This is a genomic window from Candidatus Xenohaliotis californiensis (genome assembly GCF_963930935.1).
Taxonomy (GTDB): Bacteria; Pseudomonadota; Alphaproteobacteria; order Rickettsiales; family CAWVOK01; genus Xenohaliotis; species Xenohaliotis californiensis.
Window position 1 is genome coordinate 17542 of sequence record NZ_CAWVOK010000006.1, and the last position, 25816, is coordinate 43357.

18 protein-coding genes are annotated in these 25816 nt (G+C 31.3%); 9 read left to right on the plus strand and 9 right to left on the minus strand.

Features of this window, described 5'->3' with window-relative positions; translation table 11 throughout:
- Positions 1–131: 131 nt before the first annotated feature.
- Positions 132–542, minus strand: coding sequence for a nucleoside deaminase (locus tag AABI72_RS00735; protein ID WP_338363466.1), 411 nt, complete (start codon positions 540–542; stop codon positions 132–134).
- 7 nt (positions 543–549) lie between these two features.
- Positions 550–3753, minus strand: coding sequence for an isoleucine--tRNA ligase (gene ileS, locus AABI72_RS00740; protein ID WP_338363467.1), 3204 nt, complete (start codon positions 3751–3753; stop codon positions 550–552).
- 477 nt (positions 3754–4230) lie between these two features.
- On the opposite strand from ileS, the gene AABI72_RS00745 reads away from it, so the two are divergent.
- Positions 4231–4965 carry a pseudouridine synthase gene (locus AABI72_RS00745; RefSeq protein WP_338363468.1) on the plus strand — a complete coding sequence of 245 codons (735 nt, stop codon included), beginning with the start codon at positions 4231–4233 and terminating at the stop codon, positions 4963–4965.
- A 92-nt stretch (positions 4966–5057) separates the two neighbouring features.
- Here the strand turns inward: AABI72_RS00745 and AABI72_RS00750 are convergent, their stop codons facing one another.
- Positions 5058–6416: a ParB/RepB/Spo0J family partition protein gene (locus tag AABI72_RS00750; protein WP_338363469.1), complete on the minus strand. Its 1359-nt coding sequence runs from the start codon at positions 6414–6416 to the stop codon at positions 5058–5060.
- Between the two features lie 352 nt (positions 6417–6768).
- On the opposite strand from AABI72_RS00750, the gene AABI72_RS00755 reads away from it, so the two are divergent.
- Positions 6769–7533 (plus strand): hypothetical protein, encoded by a 765-nt coding sequence (locus AABI72_RS00755; protein ID WP_338363470.1) that lies wholly within the window; start codon positions 6769–6771, stop codon positions 7531–7533.
- Here the strand turns inward: AABI72_RS00755 and AABI72_RS00760 are convergent.
- From AABI72_RS00760 to AABI72_RS00770, 3 genes are all read right to left on the minus strand, one after another.
- Positions 7530–9056: an Rne/Rng family ribonuclease gene (locus tag AABI72_RS00760; RefSeq protein ID WP_338363471.1), complete on the minus strand. Its 1527-nt coding sequence runs from the start codon at positions 9054–9056 to the stop codon at positions 7530–7532. The genes AABI72_RS00755 and AABI72_RS00760 overlap by 4 nt on opposite strands.
- 574 nt (positions 9057–9630) lie before the next feature.
- The gene (locus tag AABI72_RS00765; protein ID WP_338363473.1) at positions 9631–10209 is read right to left on the minus strand and encodes a hypothetical protein; all 579 of its coding nucleotides are present in this window, start codon (positions 10207–10209) and stop codon (positions 9631–9633) included.
- Between the two features lie 1231 nt (positions 10210–11440).
- Complete coding sequence (locus tag AABI72_RS00770) at positions 11441–12487, minus strand: efflux RND transporter periplasmic adaptor subunit (RefSeq protein WP_338363475.1); 1047 nt, start codon at positions 12485–12487, stop codon at positions 11441–11443.
- Positions 12488–12620: 133 nt separating this feature from the next.
- Between AABI72_RS00770 and metK the strand changes: the two genes are divergently transcribed.
- The 6 genes from metK (at position 12621) to AABI72_RS00800 (ending at position 20771) form a co-directional block, all read left to right on the plus strand.
- The gene (gene metK / locus AABI72_RS00775; protein WP_338363477.1) at positions 12621–13889 is read left to right on the plus strand and encodes a methionine adenosyltransferase; all 1269 of its coding nucleotides are present in this window, start codon (positions 12621–12623) and stop codon (positions 13887–13889) included.
- Positions 13890–14650: 761 nt separating this feature from the next.
- Positions 14651–15430, plus strand: coding sequence for a type IV secretion system protein (locus tag AABI72_RS00780; protein WP_338363478.1), 780 nt, complete (start codon positions 14651–14653; stop codon positions 15428–15430).
- Positions 15414–16199 carry a TrbG/VirB9 family P-type conjugative transfer protein gene (locus AABI72_RS00785; RefSeq protein ID WP_338363480.1) on the plus strand — a complete coding sequence of 262 codons (786 nt, stop codon included), beginning with the start codon at positions 15414–15416 and terminating at the stop codon, positions 16197–16199. Before AABI72_RS00780 ends, AABI72_RS00785 begins: the two co-directional genes overlap by 17 nt.
- Before the next feature lie 7 nt (positions 16200–16206).
- On the plus strand, positions 16207–17664 hold the full coding sequence (locus AABI72_RS00790; protein WP_338363481.1) for a TrbI/VirB10 family protein: 1458 nt from the start codon (positions 16207–16209) through the stop codon (positions 17662–17664).
- A 3-nt stretch (positions 17665–17667) separates the two neighbouring features.
- Positions 17668–18660, plus strand: coding sequence for a P-type DNA transfer ATPase VirB11 (gene virB11, locus AABI72_RS00795; protein WP_338363533.1), 993 nt, complete (start codon positions 17668–17670; stop codon positions 18658–18660).
- A 92-nt stretch (positions 18661–18752) separates the two neighbouring features.
- Positions 18753–20771, plus strand: coding sequence for a type IV secretory system conjugative DNA transfer family protein (locus AABI72_RS00800; protein WP_338363482.1), 2019 nt, complete (start codon positions 18753–18755; stop codon positions 20769–20771).
- A gap of 72 nt (positions 20772–20843) precedes the next feature.
- Here AABI72_RS00800 and AABI72_RS00805 read toward each other — a convergent pair whose 3' ends face one another.
- Together AABI72_RS00805 and AABI72_RS00810 are read right to left on the minus strand one after the other, a co-directional pair.
- On the minus strand, positions 20844–21125 hold the full coding sequence (locus AABI72_RS00805) for a hypothetical protein (protein WP_338363484.1): 282 nt from the start codon (positions 21123–21125) through the stop codon (positions 20844–20846).
- Between the two features lie 9 nt (positions 21126–21134).
- Positions 21135–21431: a hypothetical protein gene (locus tag AABI72_RS00810; RefSeq protein WP_338363486.1), complete on the minus strand. Its 297-nt coding sequence runs from the start codon at positions 21429–21431 to the stop codon at positions 21135–21137.
- A 656-nt stretch (positions 21432–22087) separates the two neighbouring features.
- Here AABI72_RS00810 and ftsH point away from each other — a divergent pair.
- Positions 22088–24031: an ATP-dependent zinc metalloprotease FtsH gene (gene ftsH, locus AABI72_RS00815; protein WP_338363488.1), complete on the plus strand. Its 1944-nt coding sequence runs from the start codon at positions 22088–22090 to the stop codon at positions 24029–24031.
- Here ftsH and dnaB read toward each other — a convergent pair.
- A complete protein-coding gene (dnaB, locus tag AABI72_RS00820; protein WP_338363491.1) occupies positions 24028–25503 on the minus strand; it encodes a replicative DNA helicase in 1476 nt (491 codons plus the stop codon). The genes ftsH and dnaB overlap by 4 nt on opposite strands.
- Between the last annotated feature and the right edge of the window lie 313 nt (positions 25504–25816).

Here is a 25816-nt window from a genome sequence, read left to right on the forward strand (position 1 = left end):
TATTACAACATGATAGTACCATAAGATATATTATTGTATATACTTATTATTATTTTGACAATCATTTTTGTTGTTTCTTAATCAATGATAGTACTGTTTTGCCCAATGATTGGCAGTAAGCAATAGTTATGTTATGAATCATTATTTCCTCTTTTTTGTTGGAAAAAATTAGTTAGTAGTTTGGCACATTTTGTTGCAGATATATCACTATAGATCATTGGTGTGTGATTATGAGTTATGGTTGTATTGTTTGTTTTTGCACTTGTGCCAAAATAGATTCCCCGCATTTTTACCAGAGAGATTGCATAGTAACACATTGGGCATGGTTCAAGTGTTACGTATATATCACAATCAGACAAATTCCTTTTTTGCAAGGCTTGCAATGCTTTTTCTATTGCTATTATTTCAGCATGTGCTAATGGGTTATTGGAGTTTGCATTGTGTGCTTCTGCAATTATCTTATTGTTATGCACAATCACAGCTCCAATTGGCATCTCTAATTTTTCTATAGCTTTTTGCGCAATTTCAATGGCCACAGACATAAAATCATTAAACATCTTTTTCTAATTGTATTCCAATTGTTTCATTCAGCATTTTATACTTTAGCTCCAATTCTTTGGTTTTTGTGGTTATTGATAAACTACTTCCAAGGGTTTGTTCTTTAATATAACTACTCCATTGTTGACAGGTTTTGCTTATTTTTTCATCTTTAGCATTTATAGTTATTCTAATCATGTCAGTAATTTCAAAACCCATTTGTTTACGACTTTCTTGTATAAGTCGTACGAGATCTCTTGCAATTCCTTCTATTAGTAAGCTATTGTCAATTTCTGTTTCTAGGGATACCATTGCCATGTTATTTGGCAATGCTTTTGCATTTGTATTGAGTGGCTCTAGTGTTAATTCATACTCATCACTTAATAGAGTAATGTCAGCAATATTCAATCCATTATCTGCTAGCTGCCATTGTCTTTTCTTGATACTATTTACTATATCTTTTACTTTTTCTGGTATGCGTTGTGCTATTTTAGAGAAAATAGGTTTAAGATTGTGCTGTGCTAATGTGTCAAGATTGTTTGATATGTTGAATTCTTTAACGTTTACCTCATCACATATAATGTCTTGTAGATAGATGTTGTTTAAAAATGTTTTAGTATCTTTGCCAATTATATAGATTAATTTTCTTAGTGGCTGGCGTATTCTTATGTTGTATTCATTGCGCATTGCTAGTGCTGCAGTGCATACATCTCTTGCTTCATCCATTGCATTGATTAAGTTTTTTAATTCTGTGTTAGATCCTGTTAATATTGTTTCATGGTCAGGAAAATCTGTTAAATGAACTGACTTATTCATAAGATTTTTGTATATGAATTCACTGAGTATTGGAAGCACAGGTGCAGCCACACGACACATGATTGTTATTATGGAGAACAGAGTGTTATATGCTGTTTGTTTGTTTGCATCATTTTGTTTTTTCCAAAATCTTTTTTTATTTCTTCTTATATACCAGTTATTTAATATATCAAAGAATTTATTAAGCTCTTCACATGCTTTTACAGTGTTGTAATCCATTAATGATGTTTTAATGATTTGTACTGATTTACGACACTTGCCTAATATATAAAGATCCATTTTATTTTGCTCTTGACTAGATTGTTGTGGATTTATATCAAATGTTGGTGTGATTTTATCTGCATTGGCATATACAGCAAAGAAGTAATAAGCATTCCATATTGGTTTAATTGTGAGGCGTAGTACATTTCGAATCATTCCACCATCTTTATCTAACAGTAAATTACCTCCTTGCATAACAGGAGAGGATAGCATAAGAAATCTTAATGCATCTGAGCCATATTTATTCATACTTTCCAGTGGATCAGTATAATTATTTAGGCGTTTGGAGAGTTTTTGTCCAGTTTGGTCTAGCACTACTCCATGACATATGCAATTTTTAAATGGAATGTTATCAAAAATGGCTGTGGATAATGCCATTAATGTATAGAACCAGCCTCTAGTTTGTGCTACATATTCTGTGATAAAGTCTGCAGGAAAATTTTTTTCAAACCAGTCTTTATTTTCAAAAGGATAATGTTTTTGAGCATATGGCATAGAACCAGATTCAAACCAGCAGTCAAAAACATCTTCAACTCTATGCATTAATGATTTACCAGTTGGATCATCTGGATTTTTTCTGGTTAAGGTATCTATAAATGGCTTGTGTAAGTTATCTATTTTGACATTAAAATCTTGCTCCATTTCAGCAATTGATCCATAAACATCTATTCTAGGGAATTTTGGATCAGTTGATTCCCATATTGGTATTGGCGTACCCCAGAAGCGTTGTCTTGATATAGACCAATCATGTGCATTTTGTATCCATTTACCAAACTGACCATTTTTTATGTGTTTTGGTATCCAGTTTATGTTTTTATTTAACTCTACCATTCTATCTTTTATGCTAGAGACTTTTACATACCAAGATGGTAGTGCTTTGTATATAAGTGGCGTATCTGTGCGCCAACAGTGAGGATATTGATGTAAGTATTGCTCAGTTGCAATCCATAGGTTTTTATTTTTCAATGCTATGATTATATCATCATTAGTTTCAAATACATGTCTATTTGCATAATTAGCAACTTGTGTTGTAAATCTGCCAGAATCATCAACTGGGCATATTGTTGGTATTTTATGCATGTTACATAGATTGAAATCATCTTCTCCAAACCCAGGTGCACAATGCACTATTCCTGTACCATCAACATCAGTAACAAAATCAGCTTGTAATACCTGAAAGGCATTAGCAGTATTTGAGAAATAGTTAAATAAAGGAGTATATTTTTTTCCTATTAGGCTTTCACCATTGAATTTCACATCAATTACATTTGAATTCCCAATGTTTTTGCTCATTATTTTTGTAATTCTTTTTGCTTGTGATAATGCACATATATATAGTGAATTATTGTTTCTTATTGCTGTATATATTGTTTTCTTATTAATTGCTAGTGCCATATTGCTAGGTAATGTCCATGGCGTGGTAGTCCAGGCAATAAAATAAATATTTTCGTGAGGTATATTTGCTAATGCATTTATTGAACCTATGGCCTGAAAAGCAAGCGTTACTGCTTTGCTGGTTTTTTGTCTATAAGAGTTGTCCATACGTGTTTCAAAATTTGACAGAGGAGTCTCGCATGCCCAACTATATGGCATAACTTTAACACTTTTGTACACTAATCCTTTTTTATAGAGTTCTTTAAATCCCCATATCACAGATTCCATGAAGTTTTTGTCCATTGTTTTGTAATCATTGTCAAAATCTACCCAGCGTGCTTGTCTGTCAATGTAAATACGCCAACTTGATGAGAATTGCATTACAGACTTTTCACAGTGTTTATTGAATTTATCAACACCAAAGTCTTTAATTGCTTTTTTCCCAGATATATTAAGCTCTTTTTCAGCGCCCATTTCAGCAGGGAGGCCATGGCAATCCCAGCCAAAGCATCTTTCAACTTTTGCACCTGTCATTGTTCTGAAGCGTGCTATACTATCTTTAGCAAAACCAGTAAGCAGATGACCATAGTGTGGCATGCCATTTGCAAAAGGTGGCCCATCATAGAATACAAATTCTTTTGAATTGTTGCGATTTTTAATTGATTGCTTAAATGTGTTGTTTGTCTTCCAGTAATGAAGAATGTCTTTTTCAATTTCACTAAAATTTGGATTTGCACTTATTTCTGGATATCTGGTTTTATTCATTGCTAACCTATACAGTAAAGCTATTATTTGCTAATTATATTTCTTATTAGGCAATTTGATCAAGTTAGGTGTACTAAAAATTTTATGATAATAATATTTATGCTACATGAGAGTTATTTTGTATTAAGCTATACTTAATGTTTATTTTTTAAATAAAAAAATATTTAATTATTAAATAAAAATTTTTAATGGTAAAATAAATATAATAGTATTTTATATTTAGCATATTTTAGCAGAGTTTGCACACTGTAGCTAATATTTTAATTGTTGAATGTTGCATGTTTCTAAGTTGAAGTTAGATAAGTATGTGATATTTATTTTTTTAATAAATTGGTTTGTATGCCAAAATATAGATTTTATTTTAACATTGATGTAATTGTTTTTTATATAGTTTAAGATATACAATTAAAATTATCATAAGTTGAAATTTAATACACTAAAATACATTAGTCTATTTAATAGATTTAGAGATGCATAATGAAATTAAGGTTGGCTAAGTTTATATCAAGATCTGGTTATTGTTCTCGTAGAGAGGCAGAAAGACTCATTGCAGCTGGCATGGTAACTGTGGATGGGGCTAGAACCAATGTTGATGAGGTTTATTTTATTGATCAGTTTAATAAAGTATTGGTTTGTGATAATTTGATCAATCATTCACCAATAAAGACAAGGCTTTGGCTTTATCATAAGCCAAGAGGAGTATTGGTTAGCAAAAATGACCCATTTGGCCGTTCAGTGGTTTTTGATCATTTGCCATCAGATATGCCACATACAGTTGCTATTGGCAGATTGGATTATAACAGTGAAGGGCTGTTGTTGCTAACAAACAATCCTTTGTTTGCACACTATATGTCTTTGCCAAACAATGGAGTGCTTCGAGTATACAAAATTTTATCTTATGGCTCATGCCTCAACAATCTAAAGTCTTTTGAGCTGGGAGTAAAAATAGATGGTGTTATTCACAAGGCACATAAAATTTATATTAAAAGCAAAGATGGTAAGTTAGGAACTGTTGTTTGCAAATTGCTTGAAGGAAAGAATCGTGAAATACGCAAAGTATTTAATTTACTTGGTTGCAGTGTTAAAAAATTGTTGCGAGTATCTTATGGTGATTTTCAGTTAAATGGCATTGCACCTAATCATATTGTAGAAGTTGAAAATAAGAAGCTACAAGTTGTTTGCAATAAATTAACAGGGTATCCTCCAGTTTGATGGAAGCATATGTTGTTTTATATTTTTGCCTGATTTTATAATCAGAACCTTAATTATCAATGAGGCTTATTGCATACAGTATTTGACATCAGTTATGTAGTATGCTCAAAATTTTGACTATCACTGGAGTTGATTGTGTTATTTTGTATCACCATCTCACAATATATTCTTGCCTGATTTAAGGCAAGTGCTGCAATGCTACATGTTTTATTAATAACGTATTTTGTATTAATTTGCTCAATCCTGCAATATTGTGTTTGTGCCTCTTTTATTTTGGATTTGCTATAGTTGTTAATAATATCATTTATATGCTTAATGTCAGAATAGATATTATCTACTATTAATTTACTGCCTGAATTATTTTTGATAATTTCATGGAATTTACTTATTGCAATTTCTAATGTGACTTGTTCAGATATCACGTTGTTACCATTGCATTGTATACACATGTTCAACACTGTTTTAAGGATACATCCTATGTGTTCAGTGAGTTCACCAGAATATCCACCCAGTATATTTGATACATACATATTGTGTATTATATTTTCTGCTTTATGGATAATTTTTAACCATGATGTTGGTATGCTATATAGTGATCCACTATTTAGCAGTAGACTACTTTCATTCATTAGTTCTGTTAGGTCTATGCTAATAGTTGCAAGATCTGCATTTGGCAATGATTTTTTTAATGACTGTATTGTGTTAGCAAATTTTGTGTCATTTTGTGTTTTTTTTACTGCTGTTTTTTCACTGTTTTGATTTTTATCTAAAGTGTTATTGTGACTTTTATCCGTGTTTTTTACTAATTGTTCTGTTTGACGCACATTTAACTTTTTAGAGACAATAGTATGTGCAAGCTTTTCAATATTTTGAGCATTGATTAGAGCTCTGGCATGACCAAAAGATAATATATCATTTTTTACTAGCTCTATTATACTTTTTGGCAGTGTTAGTAGTCGCAGCAGGTTGCTAATGTGACTTCTGCTTTTGCTTAATGCTTCTGCAATTTGTTCTTGTGTATATCCAAATTCTGATGCTAGTCTTTCATAGCCTTCTGCTTCTTCAATTACGCTAAGATCTTGACGTTGAACATTTTCTATTATGGCAACTCTTAGTGCTGCATGATCATCCAAATCTCTTATTATAACTGGCACTTGATCAACTTCTGCCATTATTGCTGCACGCCATCTTCGTTCACCAGTAATTATTTCATATGAATTATCCATTGATTTTCTAACTATAAGTGGTTGTAAAATACCATCTTTTTTAATAGATTGAGCCAAGTCTTTTAGATCATCTTCTTTGAATGTTTTTCTAGGTTGTAGATTGTTAGCATGTATTATGTGTATAGGAATAAATCTGTGCTCATCCGTCATTTTTGTTGTTATGTTGTTGAGGTTTGTATCACCCATCAGGGCTGACAATCCCTTTCCTAAAGCTTTGTTAGACATTGAGTACAATTCAGTAAATATTTTGCATATGATATTGATATTTTTACTATATAGCAATAGTTGCTAAGTTGATTGTTAATAATTCTAATCAAGATGGTTGTATTTAATTGCACTATTTTGATTACTTAAGTTGATAATATAAAATTTGTAATTATTATTTTGTGTCTATTATGCAACATATAGGTGTTTATATATAAATTAGCTATATTTTGTCTTGTTATTATTTTGTATAAAGTTGCTGAAAATAAGGTGATTGTATTAGTTTGCATATTAGTTTGCATTGAATTGTGATATTGACCTTTGTGTTGCATAGCAATACTATTTGCATAAAAATAGAGTCTTGGTTTATTTAATGCATAATGTAATGAGATTGTTGTTTTTGACTATTGCGGCTATTGTTGTAATGGCTTTTTTATTGTTGATTGTTTCACCTAGCTTGATGGTGAGCAGTCTAATAAATAAACATTCTGAGAGTTTGTTTGGACTTAAGGCAAAATGTTCAAGTGTTAAAATATCTGTTTTGAATGGCACTGGAGTTGTTAAGGGGCTGAAGATTTATAATGTTGCTGGTGGCAATGACTATCATTATAATACACTTATGTCACTTAATAGATTGTCATTTAAAATAAATAGCAAAGAATTATTAAATAAAAAAGTTCATTTTAAATCAATAGAGATTATTGATCCAATAGTTAACTATGAACAGCATGCAAAATATTCTAACATAACCAGAGCAATTTCTGTTATTAAAGATAAGTCTAAAGATAAAAATCCTGAGGTATTATCAAATCAAGTGAAAGATAAAAGTAATTATTCTGTGGTGATAGATGATTTGTTAATTAAAGATATGAAGGCTAATGTTTATTTAGCAATGATAGATGAAGAAGTTTTAAGTGTTGCAGTTCCAGATATTAATTTGCGTCATATAGGTGGTGCAGATGGAGTAAGTATCAAAGCTTCTTTTGGGGATATAATGTTTTCCTTAAATCAACATTTAATGCATAGTGTTGTGGGAAGCAAGATGGATGCATTGAAACGTAATATACACAACAATGCAGGTGATGCAGTAGAAAAAATTAAAGAATCTTTCTCTGATTTTGGATTTGATGGTCTTTAGTTATTTTCATTTTGTTTTGTAGTTGCTAGAGTAATATCTATTTGGAAATCTTTATTATATACAGAATGATTTGTGATAAATTTGATAATGATATTAAAGTCAGACTCTAGTTGGGTAATATTGCCATGATGCTTATTGAGTATGTGTAAAATTATTTCATTAGAAGTGCTAACAGTTACTATGCTGATATTTTTGTTGTTAAGTTTATGCACTTTTGCTTTTATTGATCTTATTATGGATAGCATTATTGATGATACATTACGTATTTGACCACTACCATCACATTTGTCACAAGTAGCAAGTAATGACTCCATTATGCCAGAATTAATTTTTTGTCTAGACATTATCAACACTCCAAAATCAGTATTTATGTTTCCAATTTGGATTTTTGCTTTATCATTTTTAGTTTCTTCAATAAGCAGCTTTTCTATTTGGGTGCGCATGCTGGTTGCTGGCATGTCAATAAAATCAATAATTATAAGGCCAGAGAGATTTCGTATGGATAGCTGTTTTGCTATTTCTTTGGCAGCTTCAAGATTTGTTTTTAAGGCTGTTTTGTTTAGATTACGTTCACAGGTCATTTTACCTGAATTGACATCAATTGCAGTTAATGCTTCTGTTTTGTTGATTACTATATAGCCACCAGAGTTTAATAGTACTTTGTTGTTACACATTTTTAATATTTGTGACTCAATATTATAATATTCAAATATAGGTATTGATTTTTTATGTAGTTTAATTTTTTTGTAGGTGTTGGGTAGTGCTTTTTTGCACATTTGTTTAATAGTATTGTATGTCTTACATCCATCTATAATGATTTCATCTATATTATTTTCATCTATATCACGCAGTGTGCGTTTGATAATATCATCCTCTGCTTGTATAAAGCATGGACCAGTAGATTTTGCTGCCTTTTTTTTGATTTCATTCCATAGTTTTGCTAAATATTTGTAGTTTGCAAGAATTTCTTGGCTATTCTTTCCTTCAGCTTTAGCTTTAATAATTAATGATGATTTTTTAGTGATTTTCATTTCTTCAAGAATTATTTTAAGTCTAAGTCGTTCTAATGAACTCTCCACTTTGCTTGAAATAGAGCTGTGATTTTGCATATTAGGCATAAAAATTAGATATTGACCAGCTAGATATATGTATGAGTTTAAAGTAACACCTTTAGATCCTCTTTCATCTTTGACAACTTGTACTAATATTGTTTGCCCAGGCTTAATGCATAGATTTTTTTTTTGACTACTACTGGAGTTTGTTTTTTTTATCTTATTGTTTTTTGAATGATAATCTGAATGTATATTGGTAAAAGGAATAAAACCATGTTTTTTGTGACCATAGTTGACAAATGCAGCTTGTAGTGAAGCTTCAACCCTAGATACAATGCCAAGATATATATTCCCCTTTAGAGATTTGTTGTTAGCATCTTCGTGTTCAATGCTTTCTATTTCATTGTTTCTAATTCTAGCAATTCTTATTTCATCTGTGCATGCACTATCTATTATTAGGCTATTGACCATTATTGTTATTCTTAATTTATTTTGTTAGTAACTAGCATAAAATATATTGATGAACAAGATAAATTGATTTAATGCAATTTATATTGGTGTGATTGAAAATATTTTAATTACATAATGTAGTATAGAATGTTGCATCATTGAAATGAAATGCTACTGATGAGCTGTACTAAGTGGATTGATGCAGCAGGGAGTGTTTTACAAGATTTCTTAATTGATAATACAAAATATTTATTGATGGAAGCAAGTCACATTATTTTTTGGAATTTAAAATGTTATTTTTCTGAAGCAATAACAGAGTTTTGATATGAATTTTTATAATGGTAGTATGAGCATTTTTTTAAGCCAATTAAGATGATGGGTTTTGGGTTATATTTTGACTAGGATAAGCTTTGGACTATTTGTTTATCCTTGTTTACCCTCTTTACAATGATCACTATAGATAGCTTGCTATCAAATGTGGTAGATATTGTTGTTAGGGCTTTTAGCTATGCAAATACATTGACAGATCTAAAAGTTCCATCAGTAATTTAAATTTATGACTAGGATAGAGAGTTGATAATTTTTAATATATTGTTTAGATTTGCTTGATATATATTGGCTTAGTGTAATTAATTTTTGCACAAAAAGATTTTATATTATTGTAGGAGCTGAGTAATTTATCTACTTGTTTTTTTGGCAGGTTATCATAATAATCATTTTTGATTGGATTGAAGTTTTTATGATGTTTCATTAAGATAATTAGTATGTTCTTTTGAGATTTAGTGCTTTTCTTCAAGGCTGGTATTTTGCACCATTTTAAGTAAAAAGCTAGAATATCATTCAATTTATATCTTCTTATTGATTTTCTGTATTGTGGTTCTTTTATGTATTTTTCTAGTGTTTTTTGCAGTTTAGCACAGACTTGTGAATAGATATTATTTTCATTAATTATCTCTTTGGAAAAAGGTATACTCAGCTTTCCATTAATACATTTAGTGTATTCATTGTTAGTAATTGGTGATAATATTTGATATGGAATTGCTGATAATATTGATCGATCAAAGATATAACCTTTGGCTAAGCAGTCATATTCAGAAGAAAAAAATAGGTAGTTATCATACAGATTTAGTAAGAGGGCAAAGTGTTGGTCAATCTCACCATTTTTGGTTAGCATATGGATAAATTTTCCTACTGCATTAGATGCACCAGGAAATTTTATGTATTTAAATTTTTTGTATTTATTTTTCTTAAGCTGTTTGCTAAATAGGTTTTACCAGCTCCATCAATACCTTCAAGTGTTATGTTAGCTATTTTTTTACCATAGCTCATAGTATGATTTTTTTTTAATTAAAAATAAAATTGGAATAAATATTGTTAATTTTAGTATAAAATTATGCAAAATGATTTAATATCAATCCTAAGATTATATTATTTTTAATAAAAGTTTACTACATTAATGATTTAAGAGCAATTAGCAAGTTGCTGTGAAAAATTTATCTTCAATTAAACTGGCCATGATTAGTAATATTCCTTCATATTAATGGATTTTTTATTGAGGCAAGCATCAAGGTTTTAATTATTTATGAGCAACCAGCCAGTGTAATGGTTTTAGTTAAAAAGAATTGCAGGAAATGCTATCCAACAAATATTTGCCATTAATGTTGCAGGTTTTAATAGCTAGGATGCTACATTTCAAATTTTTAGTTGGTGGGTTTTTGAAATTAGAACTAACTGCAAAAGTATTGTGGTTGTAATTGGTTTTAATAGCAATTCTTGTTTGAAGAGCCAATTTTTTTGCAAGAATTAACTGCTGGGCATGTAGAGGAGTGTGTCTTATTTCTAATTAATAAATGTTTTGTATTATAGCAAGAGCTTTTTACTTTATGGAATTTTTCAGTTTGCAATAGAAGCACTAATATTCATGGCATAGTGTATTTTTCTGTTGGTTTGTTAATAAATTTGGCAACTTGGAGAATGATTGTATTAGTGAAAATTTTTATGTTCAAAAGTGACATAATATAGTTTTTAGTGATATTAAATTGATTTTTTTATAATCAATAAACCTAGAGTAGTATTTTATAATATTGTTAAATTGTTTATTTATTAAATTTAATTAGTATTTTTATAGTTTAATTAATAAATATATTAGTAATTGTTAAAAATTGAAAGCCAATATGCTACAAACATTAGAAATTTTGTTAGAAAGAATTTATTTATTAAGTATCACTAATAAATATTAATGGTATATGACTATGGATATGTATTTACGATAGCTTAGGGAAATAATTAAGTTATTAATTAACTTTTACTATTTTTCATTTTATTGATATATTACTTTTATTTTATAATCTTTATTTTTAGTTTTATTTTTTACTTATATTATATTAATGTAGTTAATACTAATACTAGGAAAATTTATCACCAGATTTTACTTGTGATTGTCCATAAACGATAACCTCTAGCTTATCATTAGGTGCTTTTATTGTAACATTGCCATTATTTTCATAATTTGCAATGTTTATATCAATTTCTTTTATTAAATTTTCTTCAATAATTTTGATGCTGGGATTGCCAGAATCATCTAGAAACAGTGCAGAGAATGGTATAGAAATATATTTTGCTTTACCGGTATTAATTACTAGATTGGCAAGTTGACCAAATAGTGCTTGCTGGCTGTTATCTGGTTTGCACAGCACTTCTACTAAGTGTGATGTTGAGTTTGGCATTGGCTTAGGATTAATAAATTTCACTACACAAGGCAAGCTTTTTCCATATATTGGTTTTACTGTGGTTTCTGCGCCAACTTGTATTTCCAGCAATTCTTTTTCTGATGCATATCCAGCAAATTCTAGGTTATTGTTAGTTATTGTTGCCAAGATTGTGTTGATCATAACAAAATCACCATGGTTGACATAAATTTTTCCTACTGTACCCTGAAATGGTGCTTTAACTATATTATTTGCAGCATTTATTCGTGATAGCTCTAAATGTGATCTAGCAGATTCTAGGATGCTTTTTGCCTGTAGGTAAGATGCTTTTGATGTATTATTATTTTGTAGTAATTTTGATGCAATAGAGTATTCAAATTCTTTTTGTTCTAATGTAACTTCTGCATCTTTAACAATTTGTTCTAGACCATTATCTCCAATAGTAAGTAAAATGGTATTTGTTTGTACATTTTTTCCTTCTACTGGTTTTATATCTTGGACAACTCCAGAGACTCGTGCCTTAATTTCAATGTTTTCACTTGATTGTGAGGTTCCAGTAATAATTATCTCAGTATTATGCATAGTGGCATAAAATGTTTTTGTTTGCACTATAGGTTTGATATTAGTTGCAGTTTTTTGTTCTGGCGTGTTTTTGGTAAATGATAGTGTAATGAATACAGATAATATGGCAGTTGTAAGTATGGAAATTGTAATACTTATATATTTTTTGCTTATTTTTCCCACAGTAATCTAGGTGTGTTGTTCTCTAAATTAGATCATATTGTATGTTTGTTAAAAAATACTGTAGACTTTTGTAGTAGTAATTGATAAAATTTAAATAATTATTTTAGAGGTGGGTGCATATCCTCTTGAATTTATGTTTTTTAGTGAGAAAATTAATTATAGAATTAGTGAATATGTTGCTAGTGGGCATCCAGATAAGATTGCAGATCAAGTTTCTGATGCCTTGCTTGATGCATATTTATTAAAAGATTGTTATATACGTACTGCTATTGAGTGTTTGATCTCTAATAATACATTAATTATTGCTGGTGAGGTTAATGATAAAAATGTATTGAGCAATGCTGAGATAGATACTATAGCACGCAATACTTTAAGAAGACTTGGTTATTCAAAAAATTTGCTTAATCCTGATTTAATCAAAATATCTATTTTAATAAACTCACAATCTAGTGAAATATCTAATAGTGTTGGTAATGATTTAGCTGGCCATAAGATTACAGGTGCTGGTGATCAGTGCTTGGTTTTTGGTTTTGCAACTAATGAAACTGCATGTTACATGCCATCAGCTATATATTTTGCTAAGTCTATTATTAATAATGTTATGTGTGCTTCAAAAACCAAAAGCATACCTTTTACTCTTGGGCCAGATGGTAAAAGTCAGGTAGTTGTTAAATATAAAAATGGCAATCCAATTGGCGTTAATAGTGCTTTGCTTTCCATGCAGCATCCTGAGGGAGTTGAGTTAAATGAACTTAGAAATATGTTATTGCCATATATACTAAGCTCCTTTCCATCTAATTTTAATATTTCTGATAATAGTGTAATAATTAATCCATCGCAAAGCTTTATTGTTGGTGGGCCTATAGCTGATTGTGGATTGACTGGTAGAAAAACTGCTGTTGATACCTATGGCTCATGCTATTACAATGGTGGTGGTGCCTTTTCTGGCAAGGATCCATCTAAGCTTGATAGATCTGGAGCCTATATGGCTAGATATATAGCAAAAAATATTGTTGCAGCTGGATTGGTAAGATCATGTGGTGTACGTTTGGGTTATGCTATTGGGATAAGTGAGCCAGTTTATTTTGATATTGAGACCTTTGGCGCCTCTGCAATGTTAAATAAAAAGATTATAGAAGAGATAAAAAATCTTGTACCATTAGATCCACAAGGTATAGTTGATTATTTGGGGCTATTAAAACCAATTTATGGGCGTACAGCTATGAATGGTCATTTTGGCTTGGATCCTGATCTTGATGGTGGATATTCTTGGGAAAGGTTAGATTTATCTGACAGTTTAGCAAAAAAAGGCTTAAGGGGCTCTGTTACAATGAATGTATTGCCAATGCAAAAAAAATTGAGTGTAGTTAGCACTAAAGCTAATAATAGTGACATGAAATAAGTTTTATTATAATAATTTTCAAATATTTTAGCATTGGGTTGATAGTTTTAGTTCTTCTGAGCTGTCTCTATAGCTTGATAAGTTCTATAGATTTTATGAAGAAGTGTCAGAAGTTAAAAAATTTGATAAAAAAGTTATATATTTTAGCAAAATTCAGATTGATTAAGCATTTTGAGAAAGTCAGAATCATACTAGTATCTGTTGTATTAAACAATGATTCAAGATTTAATGCTATGAAAATTTGTGATAAACAGTAGTTAGAATTGCTCACTACAGAGCACAGAAGGTGGTCCACTATTAGATGTGGATTTAATTAACTTATTAGCATGTTTTATTTATGTAAAAATTTACAATAATGATTCTATTTTACTAGTAAGCTGATATTTTTTGAAAAATATGAAAATTGATGCATAGAATTTACTTATGTATAAATACAATGTTACTGCTAAAGCAACCAAAGCCTATGCTGTAATAATTTAGCAGCAATTGTCTCTTCAATAACTAGTAGTCTATTTTTATATAGTTATGTAGATTTTTATTGTATGTTAATAATGCTTAATAATTAAAAAATTATTTTATGATTATGAAAATTTTTAGTATTTTTTCTATTTTTAGATTATTAAGAGTTTTAATAATAGTTTTTTTTACTGTATTAGCGTATATGTTAAGTTAATTTTAATATTTTGTGATAAATTAATTGTAATTCAAATTTTTATAAAATATAATCCAATGGTTTTCATGGCATACTGTTTTCTGTTGTTATGCAAATAAGTCAAATTTTAGACAAGTTCAGAAAACAGGGTAAAAATGCTGCAGGTGCAGTAAAACAAAAGCTTGTAAAGAATGCAAATGATGTTAAGTCAGATACTGATGAAGGATTAGTTAATGATAAAAACACCAAAGGTAATAAAGAAATTCATGGTAATTGGTATGATGATAGATATCATGTTGCTGTAACCCAGCGTAATATACTTTTAATTCTTCTTACAGCTTGCCTCATAGGTATTGCTGTAGCTGTGTTAGTTGTGATGTATATTAATTCTGCTCATGTTATTGAACCTTTTGTAATTGAAGTTGAGAAAAAAACTGGTGTTGCCACGCTTATCGATACTTCTGGTGTTAAGCGTTTTTCTGCCAATAAGGCAGTTAATGATTATTTTTTGGTTAAGTATATAAATGCTAGAGAGCTATTTGATCGAAATAGCTATGCATATAATTGGTATACTGTGGTGCGTTTGCTTTCTAATGGTACTGTGTATAGAAAATTTTTATCTTTGGCTAGCTCAGATGATGAAATGCATAATTATTTAAATACTGATAATGCTGTGCTAAAAATTAGATCTATACAATATTTATCAGAATCATCAGTACAGATACGTTTTGCTATAGAGCCTGAGGGAGAAAGAAGAAAGGTTTATGGTAAAGTTGCTCTTGTGAATTTTATCTATGATGATGAATCTTTGACAAGAGAGCAGCGGTACGTTAATCCTCTTGGTTTTTTAGTAACATCTTATAGGGTAACAGATGAATTTGAACAATAAATTATTATCAATGGCTTTCCTGCTGTTGTTTGCTGGGTTGGCTTTTGCAGATAGGCCAATAGCAGTGGATAGTAGAATTAAAGTGTTTGTTTATAATGAATATGAAGTCTTTAGGCTCACACTGCATTATGATCATCATGCACATATAGATTTTGGTAAAGGTGAGATAGTACGATCAGTTTCACTTGGCAACAGCAGTGACTGGCATATTGAACCAGTAGGTTCAAGGCTTTTTATACAGCCATATGAGAAAGATATTTATACTAATATGACAGTTATTACTAATAAAAGAACTTATGAGTTTGATTTAATTGCTAAAGATCCAGACGATCTAGATGGCTTAATGGACAAAGACTTGATTTATGTGGTTAAGTTTTTTTATCCACCTGATGATAATTATAATAATTTATCATATAGTTCTAAAAAAGTTTTTAATACTAACGTTGAGACACATAATAAATTACCAACAATGATTACTCAACCACATAATAAGGTTGATAGTAAAGCTGCATCAACTATTAACAATAAATATAGTTTTATTGGTGATAAATCTATAGCACCACTAGAAATTTTTGATGATGGATCAATGACATATGTGAGATTTGTACAAGTGCAATATCCACCTGTAATATATGAAATTAATGAGCATAATGCTAGCAATCTATTGCAGACTAGCATTTATAAGAATTATTTTGTTTTAAATGGCGTGTTTCATAAGTTGCGATTAGAAAAAAAGAATAAGGTAGTAGAAATTTTTAATGATAACTAGGTGTTTTATGGCTGACAATGACCACAATAAAGATAAAAAATTTAAAGATAATGTAGATGATAAAGATAAAAAACATATTGTAGATGATGAAGATGAATATGTTGACAATGCTCCTAGTATTGTACTAACTTCAAAAAGAAAGATGTTAATTATATTAATGCTTCTTTCTGCAGTGTTTGCTCTATGGTTTTTGTTTAAAGAGGATAAAAGTACTGAAGAAAGAGTGGATAGCACATCTGATAAAAATATTGTTGTTGGCAAGTCAGCAGAGGTAGGCATTCCAGAAAGTGATCGTATCATAAATAATGTTGTTGATGCAGTTGGTGCTGAGCAGTATGCTGGTATAGACAGTCTTCCAAAGTTAGATATATCAGAAAAATCTGTAACGCCACCACCATTGGTTATTCCATCTGTTCCTGTGCCAGAACCTGTACAGCCATTAGATGTTGGCAATTTAGATGTGCCCTCATTGCCTGTGGAGCCAGAACCTATTGTTGCTCCATTGGCACCACCAGTTGTTATTCCTTCTAGCCCCAGCAATAAACCATTAATTCCGCCAGGTTTAGACATTGGTGGTGATAGTGGTAATAGTGGTGATAATGGACGTAATTCAAATATGATTGTTTTTGGCGCTGGATCTGGATCTGGTGTTGGAAGCGCTTCTGGTGCAATTGCCAATAACGCTTTTCCTGGTGGTTTTGACCCATCTAATCCTTTATCTGGTGCCAAAGGATTAGTTGATAGTATTGCTGCAGATAAACAAATTTCTGTTAATGATAGCATTCCACCAGCTCAAACTAGTGCAGGTCAAATAATGGCTACTGCTTATGGTCGTAGAGAAACTATGGTTGCTCAGGGTAAGGTTGTTGATATCGTGTTAGAGACAGCAATTAATACTGATCTGCAAGGTACTGTTCGTGCTGTTGTAAGTCGAGATGTTTATTCTGAGGGTGGTAATAATGTATTAATACCAAGAGGATCAAGAGTTATAGGTAATTATGCCGCTAGTGGTGACAATGCACGCACAAGATTGGATATAGCTTGGACAAGAGTAATGCGTAGTGATGGAATAGATTTAATAACTGATGCTAAAGCTATTGACAATCTTGGTAGAAATGGTGCCAGTGGGGAAGTTGATTTTAAGATTATAGAAGCAATAAGAAATGCTTTGTTAGTTAGTTCTATAACAATTTCAACAGCAGCATTAGCACAGAAAATTGCTGGTAATGATAAAGTTGCCACTACTCAAGATCAAGATGGTAAAGTTTCTATTTTAGCCCAGCCTATTGATTCTGCTATTAAAGATTCTTCTCAGCAAATATCAAAAGCTTTAACAGATGCTGTAAAAAGAGGTGTTTCTACTAAGCCTATTATTAAAATTGATCAGGGCACTAAACTTAAGATATTTGTTAACCAGGACATAATATTCTCAAGAAGTATTGCTAATTTGAATAAAGTAAATTAAATGATTAATTATGCAGCACTAGAGACTTACTTAGAGCCACTACAACCATTTTTTAATGAAGATGGGGTTAATGAGGTGCTGATTAATAAACCTGGTGAGGTTTGGGTGGAGAACAAAGGTAAAACTAGAATGATTTCAGTTCCAGTGATTGATATGAAACATATGCGTGGTTTGGCAAAATTAGTTGCTCAATCTACTGAGCAGAAAGTTAGTGAGGAAAAACCTTTGCTTTCAGCAAGTTTACCTAATGGTTATCGTATACAATTTGTTTTGCCACCAGCTTGTGAGGCTGGAAAGATTGTTGCAGCAATAAGAAAACCATCAACTGTTAGTTTTACTCTTGATGATTATGAACGTTTAGGCATGTTTGATGATGTAGTAATTGATAGTGCAGTTGATACTGTTATTCCAAAATTAGAGCAGCTATTAAAGAATAAGCGCATAAAAGATTTTTTAACTGCGGCAGTTTTAACAAAGAAAAATATTATAATTAGTGGTGGTACTTCTAGCGGTAAAACAACTTTTACTAATGCTGCTTTGCGCTCAGTGCCTGCTAGTGAGCGTTTAATAACTGTTGAGGATGCGCGTGAGGTTGTTTTGCCAGATCATGATAATCGTGTGCATCTTTTAGCATCTAAAGGTGGTCAAGGAGTGGCAGATGTTACAACACAAGAATTGATAGAAGCCTGCTTGCGTTTACGACCTGATAGAATAATAGTTGGAGAGTTGCGTGGTGCAGAGGCATTTAGTTTTTTGCGTGCAATTAACACTGGTCATCCAGGGTCAATTTCCACTTTACATGCTGACACACCAAAAATGGCAGTTGAGCAGATGAAATTGATGGTTATGCAAGCTGGTCTTGGTATACCATCTGATCAGATTAAGGGATATATATTAAATGTTGTTGATGTAATCATACAGCTTAAGCGTATTGCTGGTGGGAAACGTTGCATTACAGAAATATGTTTGACAAAAAATTTACGTAAGTCATCCTAATGATACATAGGTTGAACTTATTACTTGATAAATATGCTAAAAATATCTACAAAATTATAAATGCTTATGTTTAATAAAAATATTTGTGGCTTATGAGGAACATTAGAAACATTATAGTCTTTTTATTAATTGGTTTTGTGCTGATAGAGATATGCTTTTATTTTTCTGCAGTAATCTTTATATTGTTGCAATGGGGTCCAGCAAAGCTGAATTTTAGTGCTATACGTCCTAATTTGCATAATTTTCCAGCCAATCTTGTGCCAACTATGCTAAATTACATTGCACATTGGTTGAAATATGGCAAGCAATACTCAGATTCTACAAGAACTAATATGCTTATTGCACTGATTGCACCATTTGTTTTTACACTTGTGTTTTTATGGGCATTTAAAGCTAAGATAATGTCTTGGAGACCGTTTAAGAAAAAAGAAGCATTGCATGGAGATGCTAAGTGGGCAGGAGAGCGTGCTATTGTTAAGGCTGGTTTGCGTTCTAAGAAAGGTATTTTGCTGGGCAAAGATAGTCATGGATACTTAATTGCTGATGGTTTTCAACATGCCTTATTGTTTGCCCCTACTGGATCTGGTAAAGGTGTTGGTTTTGTTATTCCAAATCTTTTATTCTGGAATGATTCAGTATTTGTGCATGACATTAAATTAGAAAATTATGAATTAACAAGTGGTTGGCGTAAGTCTCAGGGTCATGCTGTGTATTGCTGGAATCCTGCTGATCCCGAAGGTATGAGTCATTGCTATAATCCAATAGACTGGGTTAGTTCAAAACCTGGTCAGATGGTTGATGATGTGCAAAAAATAGCTAATCTGCTTATGCCTGAACAGGATTTTTGGGTGAATGAAGCTAGAAGCTTATTTTTAGGTGTTGTGCTTTACCTGCTTGCAGTTCCTGATAAGATTAAGTCTTTTGGTGAAGTGGTTAGAACAATGCGCAGTGATGATGTTACCTACAATTTGGCAGTTGTGTTGGATACAATAGGGAAAAAGATACATCCAGTTGCATATATGAACATAGCAGCATTTCTGCAAAAGGCAGACAAGGAGCGTTCTGGTGTGGTTTCTACAATGAACTCTTCCTTGGAGTTATGGGCCAATCCACTGATTGACACAACAACTGCAACTAGTGATTTTAACATTATGGAATTCAAAAAAAAGAAAACTACTGTATATGTTGGACTAACTCCAGATAATTTGTCGAGACTACGTCCTTTGATGCAGGTCTTTTATCAACAGGCAACTGAGTTTTTATGTCGTCGCCTACCAACTAAAGATGATGTGTATGGTGTATTATTTATGATGGATGAGTTTCCAACTTTGGGAAAAATGGAGCAATTTAAAACAGGAATTGCATATTTTCGTGGTTATCGTGTACGTTTGTTTTTGATTATTCAAGATACTGAGCAACTGAAAGGTATATATGAAGAATCTGGCATGAACTCTTTTCTTTCAAATTCAACATATCGTATTACATTTGCAGCTAACAATGTTGAGACTGCTAATTTAATCTCACAGTTGGTTGGCAATAAAACAGTTGAGCAGGAATCAGTAAACAGACCAAAATATCTAGATTTAAATCCTGCTTCTAGATCTGTGCACGTTTCTGAAGCACAGCGTGCATTGTTACTGCCTCAAGAAGTAATTATGTTGCCTAGGGATGAACAGATACTGCTTATTGAATCCACCTCACCAATTAAATCTAAAAAAATTATTTATTATAAAGAGCATTTTTTTAAGAAAAAGCTTATGAAACCAACTTTTGTTCCTGCACAAGAGCCATATGAACTGAACTCTAATGATGAAGACAGTGACTCAGATAGTGATTCCACAGATGCACCATCGGCATTGCCGCCAGGATCTGATTCATCAACATCATCTAATAATGAGAACAACTCTGATAGCACTGAAGTGGCAGATACTGATGAAGAAGATCATTATGAATTTGGTAATAATGATACTCAAGATGCTATTTATCAGGATAGTGGTAAGCAAGACTCTGATCAAGAAGTTGATGAGCATACAGAGGAGCAAAAAGAGGAAAAACACAAACATAAGAAAAAACATAAGCATCATAAGAAACATCACCATGATGGTGAGTAAATAGTATAATAAGACTACCAGTGCAGGGGATGCTGATTTTAGGAGAAATGCAAACCTGGTAGCCTTATTATGCTATCCTAAAGGCTTATTGTTTTTATTTATTGTGCTGCTATTTTTTGTGTTTTCTTGGTGTATTATATCAATACTTGATCCTTCCATTATATCATATATTAAAGCAGTAATGCTTTTTTTAAATCCAGTTATTTGATGATATAAATTTGCACATATGTTTATAATATCTTTTATTTCATTTTTACCACCAAGAACTAGCAGCAAAAATGCTACTAATAACAGTTCATATATTGAAACAGTTAGCATAACTATTGATTTTAGTACAATACACCTAGCATACATTAAGCTTCATTAATTTAAAAATGTTTTCTTAAATGAACCATCTTTATTTAAATAAGATTCGCATATGTTACATATTTGTACTGATGGTACATTGTTTTTATCTAGCATATGTTTTTTTTGCATAAAACTAATTGTATTTTTTGGTAATTTTTGCATTGCACCATTTACAATTGCTTCTCTAAGTACTGCCATTTTATTGGGATGTTGTGTTAGGAAATGTACCATCAGTTCAAATAACTGGTAGTGTGCAATACATAAATCTTTTTCAGAGATGGTTGTATTATTGGCTAATTTAAGTTTACTCATAAGATTTACCTAAATTTTTATTTACATCAGTTATATTTTATTTATTTTTAGTTAATTTTTTATGTACTAATTTTTAATATAATGTAGTTAAATTTTATGGATGTTAAATAATTGTTTTTTATTTAATTATTTTAAATTACAAAAAATCCACTAGAAATGAATAATAAATTGGCTTATATTTGATTCTCAACATCAGAAAGTTGATATTGAAGTTCATTTCACAAAGAAAAATTTTATCACCCATGATTGATGACAATTATATAATATAATTGGTTTAATTATAGCACACATGTCAATGTTTTCATTTTTTTGAGAAGAAATTCAACTATTCATTATAGAGAAGCAGGATCTTTTGCTAAATAGACAATGTCTGGCATTGAGGGCTGTCAATTAATTTAAAAAATCAAAAATGAGAAAATTACAAAATATTTTTTAATTGATTGCTGTATTGAATAGATTATATTTGTGTACTAATATTTCTTAACTTTGTTATATGATATATGGATTTTTTTATGTAAATTGGTTGAGTTTTTATTTTAGAATACTAAAATAGTATAATTATGATGCCTGAGTTGTTACTCTGATAATGTTTATGTGTGATTTAAGTATTATTTAATAATGGAATGTTAAGTTGAGGTTCTTGTGGTTAGTAGACAATGAAAAAGATGCATAAACTGTTTATTTGGTTAGCTATATTGTTAATTCTTGCACTTAGCTATGGGCAGATTGAGTCTATAGGTGGTGCAGGTGCCAGAAGAATAGCATTTTCGGAGTTTTTAAAGGCAGTTGATGATGCACGTGTTGAGAGTGTTGTATTGCGTGGCAGAGAAATTAGTGGTTTATATAGAGATGGTGCACGTTTTTACTCTACTGTTATTCCTTCTGAAAGCATGATAAGCAAAATGAATGATAACAATGTTAGATTTGAGGTTGCATCAACAGATTCTTTTTTAGGTACTTTATTTAACATACTATTATCTTGGCTACCTATATTATTTTTTGCATTGATTTGGTTTTTGTTTATTAGGCAAATGCAATCTGGGGGTAATAAGGCATTAGGGTTTGGTAAGTCCAAAGCTAAATTGTTTATGAATACTCAAGGTAAGGTTACTTTTGAAGATGTTGCAGGAATTGAAGAGGCAAAAGAGGAGCTTATGGAGATTGTGGATTTCTTAAAAAATCCACAGAAATTTATTAATTTAGGTTGTAAAATTCCCAAAGGATGTTTGTTGGTTGGCTCTCCTGGTACTGGAAAAACTTTGCTTGCTAGATCTATAGCTGGTGAAGCTAATGTGCCTTTTTTTAGTATATCTGGCTCTGATTTTGTTGAAATGTTTGTTGGGGTTGGTGCTAGCAGGGTTCGTGATATGTTTGAGCAAGGTAAGAAGCACTCACCATGTATTATTTTTATAGATGAAATAGATGCTGTTGGTCGCCACAGAGGTATTGGTCTTGGTGGTGGAAATGATGAGCGTGAGCAGACACTTAATCAACTCTTGGTGGAGATGGATGGGTTTATTGCTAATGAAGGTGTGATAATTATAGCTGCTACTAACAGGCCAGATGTTCTTGATCCAGCATTGTTGCGCCCAGGTAGATTTGATCGTCGCATTAACATACCAACCCCTGATATTAAAGGCAGAGCAGATATATTAAATATACATATGAAAAGATTAAAGAAAGCACCAAATATTGATGTTTCCATTTTGGCAAGAGCAACTCCTGGTTTTTCTGGTGCAGAACTTTTTAATTTAAGTAATGAGGCTGCTATTTTAGCAGCTAGAAGAGGGAAAAAGGTTGTAACCATGGAAGACTTTGAAGATGCAAAAGATAAGGTTATGATGGGCGCTGAAAGGCGTTCTATGGTTATGAAAGAAGAAGAGAAGCGTTTAACAGCTTATCATGAATCAGGCCATGCAATAGTGGCAGCTAGTATGCCTGCATCTGATCCTATACATAAAGCCACAATTATGCCACGTGGTAGAGCATTGGGATTGGTGATGCGTTTACCAACTGATGATAGGCTTTCTCTAACTAGAGAAAAAATGTTGGCAGATTTGGCAGTAGCTATGGGTGGTAGAGTTGCAGAAGAAAAAATATTTGGCAGTATGAAGGTTACAAGTGGAGCTTCATCAGATATTCAGCAGGCAACACAATTGGCTAGGGCAATGGTCATGAAATGGGGAATGAGTGATGTGGTTGGGCCATTGTTTTATGATGATGAGAGCAAAGATCAATACTCATCAATACATAAAAATACTGCTATTTCTGATGCTACATCTGACTTGCTCTCAAAAGAGATTAAGAAGTTGATTGATGATGCATACAATTGTGCATCTAATATTTTAGATAAAAATATGGACATTTTACATAAGATTGCTAAGGCATTGTTAGAATATGAAACATTAACTGGTGCTGATATAGACAAAATTATGGCAGGAAAAGAGTTAGATAAGAAATCAGATAATTCTAATGTAGAGTCAGTTTCTGCTTTTTCAGCTTACTCTGCTACAAATAATGAAGCATCTAAGGATTTATCAAATAGTGATAAAAATGATAAAAAAACAGATAAGATGAATAATGATGATGATAAGTCTTAATTTTTTTGGTAGTTACGAAATAGTGTAGTGTTTCTATCAAAAAATAACCTTCTAAATCCTATTGGACCATTGCGATGCTTTGCTATGATAATATCTGCTTGGTTCATTATAGACTCCATTTTTTCTTGCCATTCCATGAATTTTGCACTGCTTTCTTCAGGTTTTTTACGTTCTTCATAATAAGCATCTCTGTACAGAAACATTACAATATCAGCATCTTGCTCAATGCTACCAGATTCTCTTAAATCAGATAATTGTGGCTGCTTGTCATCTCTTAGCTCTACAGCACGTGAGAGTTGTGATAATGCAACTACAGGCATATCAAGTTCTTTGGCTAATGATTTAAGTTTTTGTGTTATTTCTGCTACCTCTTGTGCTCTATTAGCAGTGTTATCAGATTTATTTTTTAGTAGCTGTAAGTAGTCTATAAATACACATGTGATGTTTTCTTTTCTTTTTAGCCTACGTAATCTTGCACGAAGTGTTGACATATTCATAGCTGAGGAATCATCAATTATTAGTGGTAGGTTCATATTTTGTTTACCTAGCTGTTCTATAGTGAATAATTGTTCTTCTGTGAGTGTTCCTCTGCGGATAGAGTGTATATTAATCTCAGCTTGCATAGCCAATATTCTTGTCATTAGCTGTTCTGCTGACATTTCTAATGATATAAATACTACATGCTCTTTTATTTTATTTGAGTCATCTAGAGCCTTTTGCTTAAGTTTATTGGCAATGTTTACTGCTATGTTGATAGCTAATGCTGTTTTGCCCATTGATGGTCGTGCAGCTAGAATAATAAGATCAGAATTATGCAAACCATCAAGCAGACTATCTAAATCTATAAATCCTGTTGAGAGACCAGTTGTTGAATGTTTTTTGTTTGCATTAATTTTGATTTTTTCTATTGATTTGTTAATTAGCTCAGTTGATTTGTATATTGTGTCACTTTTACCAGAGCCAAGTTCAAACAGATTTTTCTCTAAATCTTCTATATGATTGATTATATTATTGCTATCATTTTCATCTTGTATATTGCTAATGGCTTTTCTGCATGTGCTTTCCACACTACGCATAAGAAAAAGGTTTTTTATAGAATGAGATAATTGTTTTATATTTATAAGCATTGTTGCTGTGCTTTCATTCACTAGTCTTATTAAATGCTGAATTCCAGCATCTGGGTTTTGTTTATGTGCCTCATCATTTTTAATGAATAGTTTTAAAGAAATAGGACTAATTTCTAAGCCCATATTATGCATTTCTGTTATTTGAGAATAGAGTCTTTGGTGAAATTCTGTATAAAAATGGTTTGGTTCAATTAACTCCATAACACCATCTATATTCTCATTATTGTATAATAATGCACCAAGTAGTAATTGTTCAGCACGAACATCATATAAACTAGATTGTTTTGTTGTTGTTTCTTGCCCTCCCTTGTTTGTTTTTGGCAAAATAGTTGTATTGCTACCCATGGTGTGCTCCATAATTATTGGAATATTATTAGATTAAGTAAATATTCCAAGTACTGTTATTTAAGTTAGCACAATATGTGCAGTATTGCAGTAAAAATTCTATTATCTTATTTACATAGATTCTAATATTATGCATCTTGTAAAATAATGACATGCAATAAGTGTTCATTTTTGCATGTAATAACATAAGGCTAAGTTTTCAAAAATGAAAAAAGTTAACTAACAGTAGATTTTTTTGTAAAAATATCCTATGAAAAAGTATGGGTTTGAATTTTTTTATTTTAGTTTTTTATTGTAAAAAATATTAGTGTTT

Bases quoted from the DNA above. Each gene is read 5' to 3' on its own strand.
- AABI72_RS00735 (WP_338363466.1), bottom strand. From the start codon at position 542: ATGTCTGTGGCCATTGAAATTGCGCAAAAAGCTATAGAAAAATTAGAG.
- ileS (WP_338363467.1), bottom strand. From the start codon at position 3,753: ATGAATAAAACCAGATATCCAGAAATAAGTGCAAATCCAAATTTTAGT.
- AABI72_RS00745 (WP_338363468.1), top strand. From the start codon at position 4,231: ATGAAATTAAGGTTGGCTAAGTTTATATCAAGATCTGGTTATTGTTCT.
- AABI72_RS00750 (WP_338363469.1), bottom strand. From the start codon at position 6,416: ATGTCTAACAAAGCTTTAGGAAAGGGATTGTCAGCCCTGATGGGTGAT.
- AABI72_RS00755 (WP_338363470.1), top strand. From the start codon at position 6,769: ATGCATAATGTAATGAGATTGTTGTTTTTGACTATTGCGGCTATTGTT.
- AABI72_RS00760 (WP_338363471.1), bottom strand. From the start codon at position 9,056: ATGGTCAATAGCCTAATAATAGATAGTGCATGCACAGATGAAATAAGA.
- AABI72_RS00765 (WP_338363473.1), bottom strand. From the start codon at position 10,209: ATGCTAACCAAAAATGGTGAGATTGACCAACACTTTGCCCTCTTACTA.
- metK (WP_338363477.1), top strand. From the start codon at position 12,621: ATGTTTTTTAGTGAGAAAATTAATTATAGAATTAGTGAATATGTTGCT.
- AABI72_RS00780 (WP_338363478.1), top strand. From the start codon at position 14,651: ATGCAAATAAGTCAAATTTTAGACAAGTTCAGAAAACAGGGTAAAAAT.
- AABI72_RS00785 (WP_338363480.1), top strand. From the start codon at position 15,414: ATGAATTTGAACAATAAATTATTATCAATGGCTTTCCTGCTGTTGTTT.
- AABI72_RS00790 (WP_338363481.1), top strand. From the start codon at position 16,207: ATGGCTGACAATGACCACAATAAAGATAAAAAATTTAAAGATAATGTA.
- AABI72_RS00800 (WP_338363482.1), top strand. From the start codon at position 18,753: ATGAGGAACATTAGAAACATTATAGTCTTTTTATTAATTGGTTTTGTG.
- AABI72_RS00805 (WP_338363484.1), bottom strand. From the start codon at position 21,125: ATGTATGCTAGGTGTATTGTACTAAAATCAATAGTTATGCTAACTGTT.
- AABI72_RS00810 (WP_338363486.1), bottom strand. From the start codon at position 21,431: ATGAGTAAACTTAAATTAGCCAATAATACAACCATCTCTGAAAAAGAT.
- ftsH (WP_338363488.1), top strand. From the start codon at position 22,088: ATGAAAAAGATGCATAAACTGTTTATTTGGTTAGCTATATTGTTAATT.
- dnaB (WP_338363491.1), bottom strand. From the start codon at position 25,503: ATGGGTAGCAATACAACTATTTTGCCAAAAACAAACAAGGGAGGGCAA.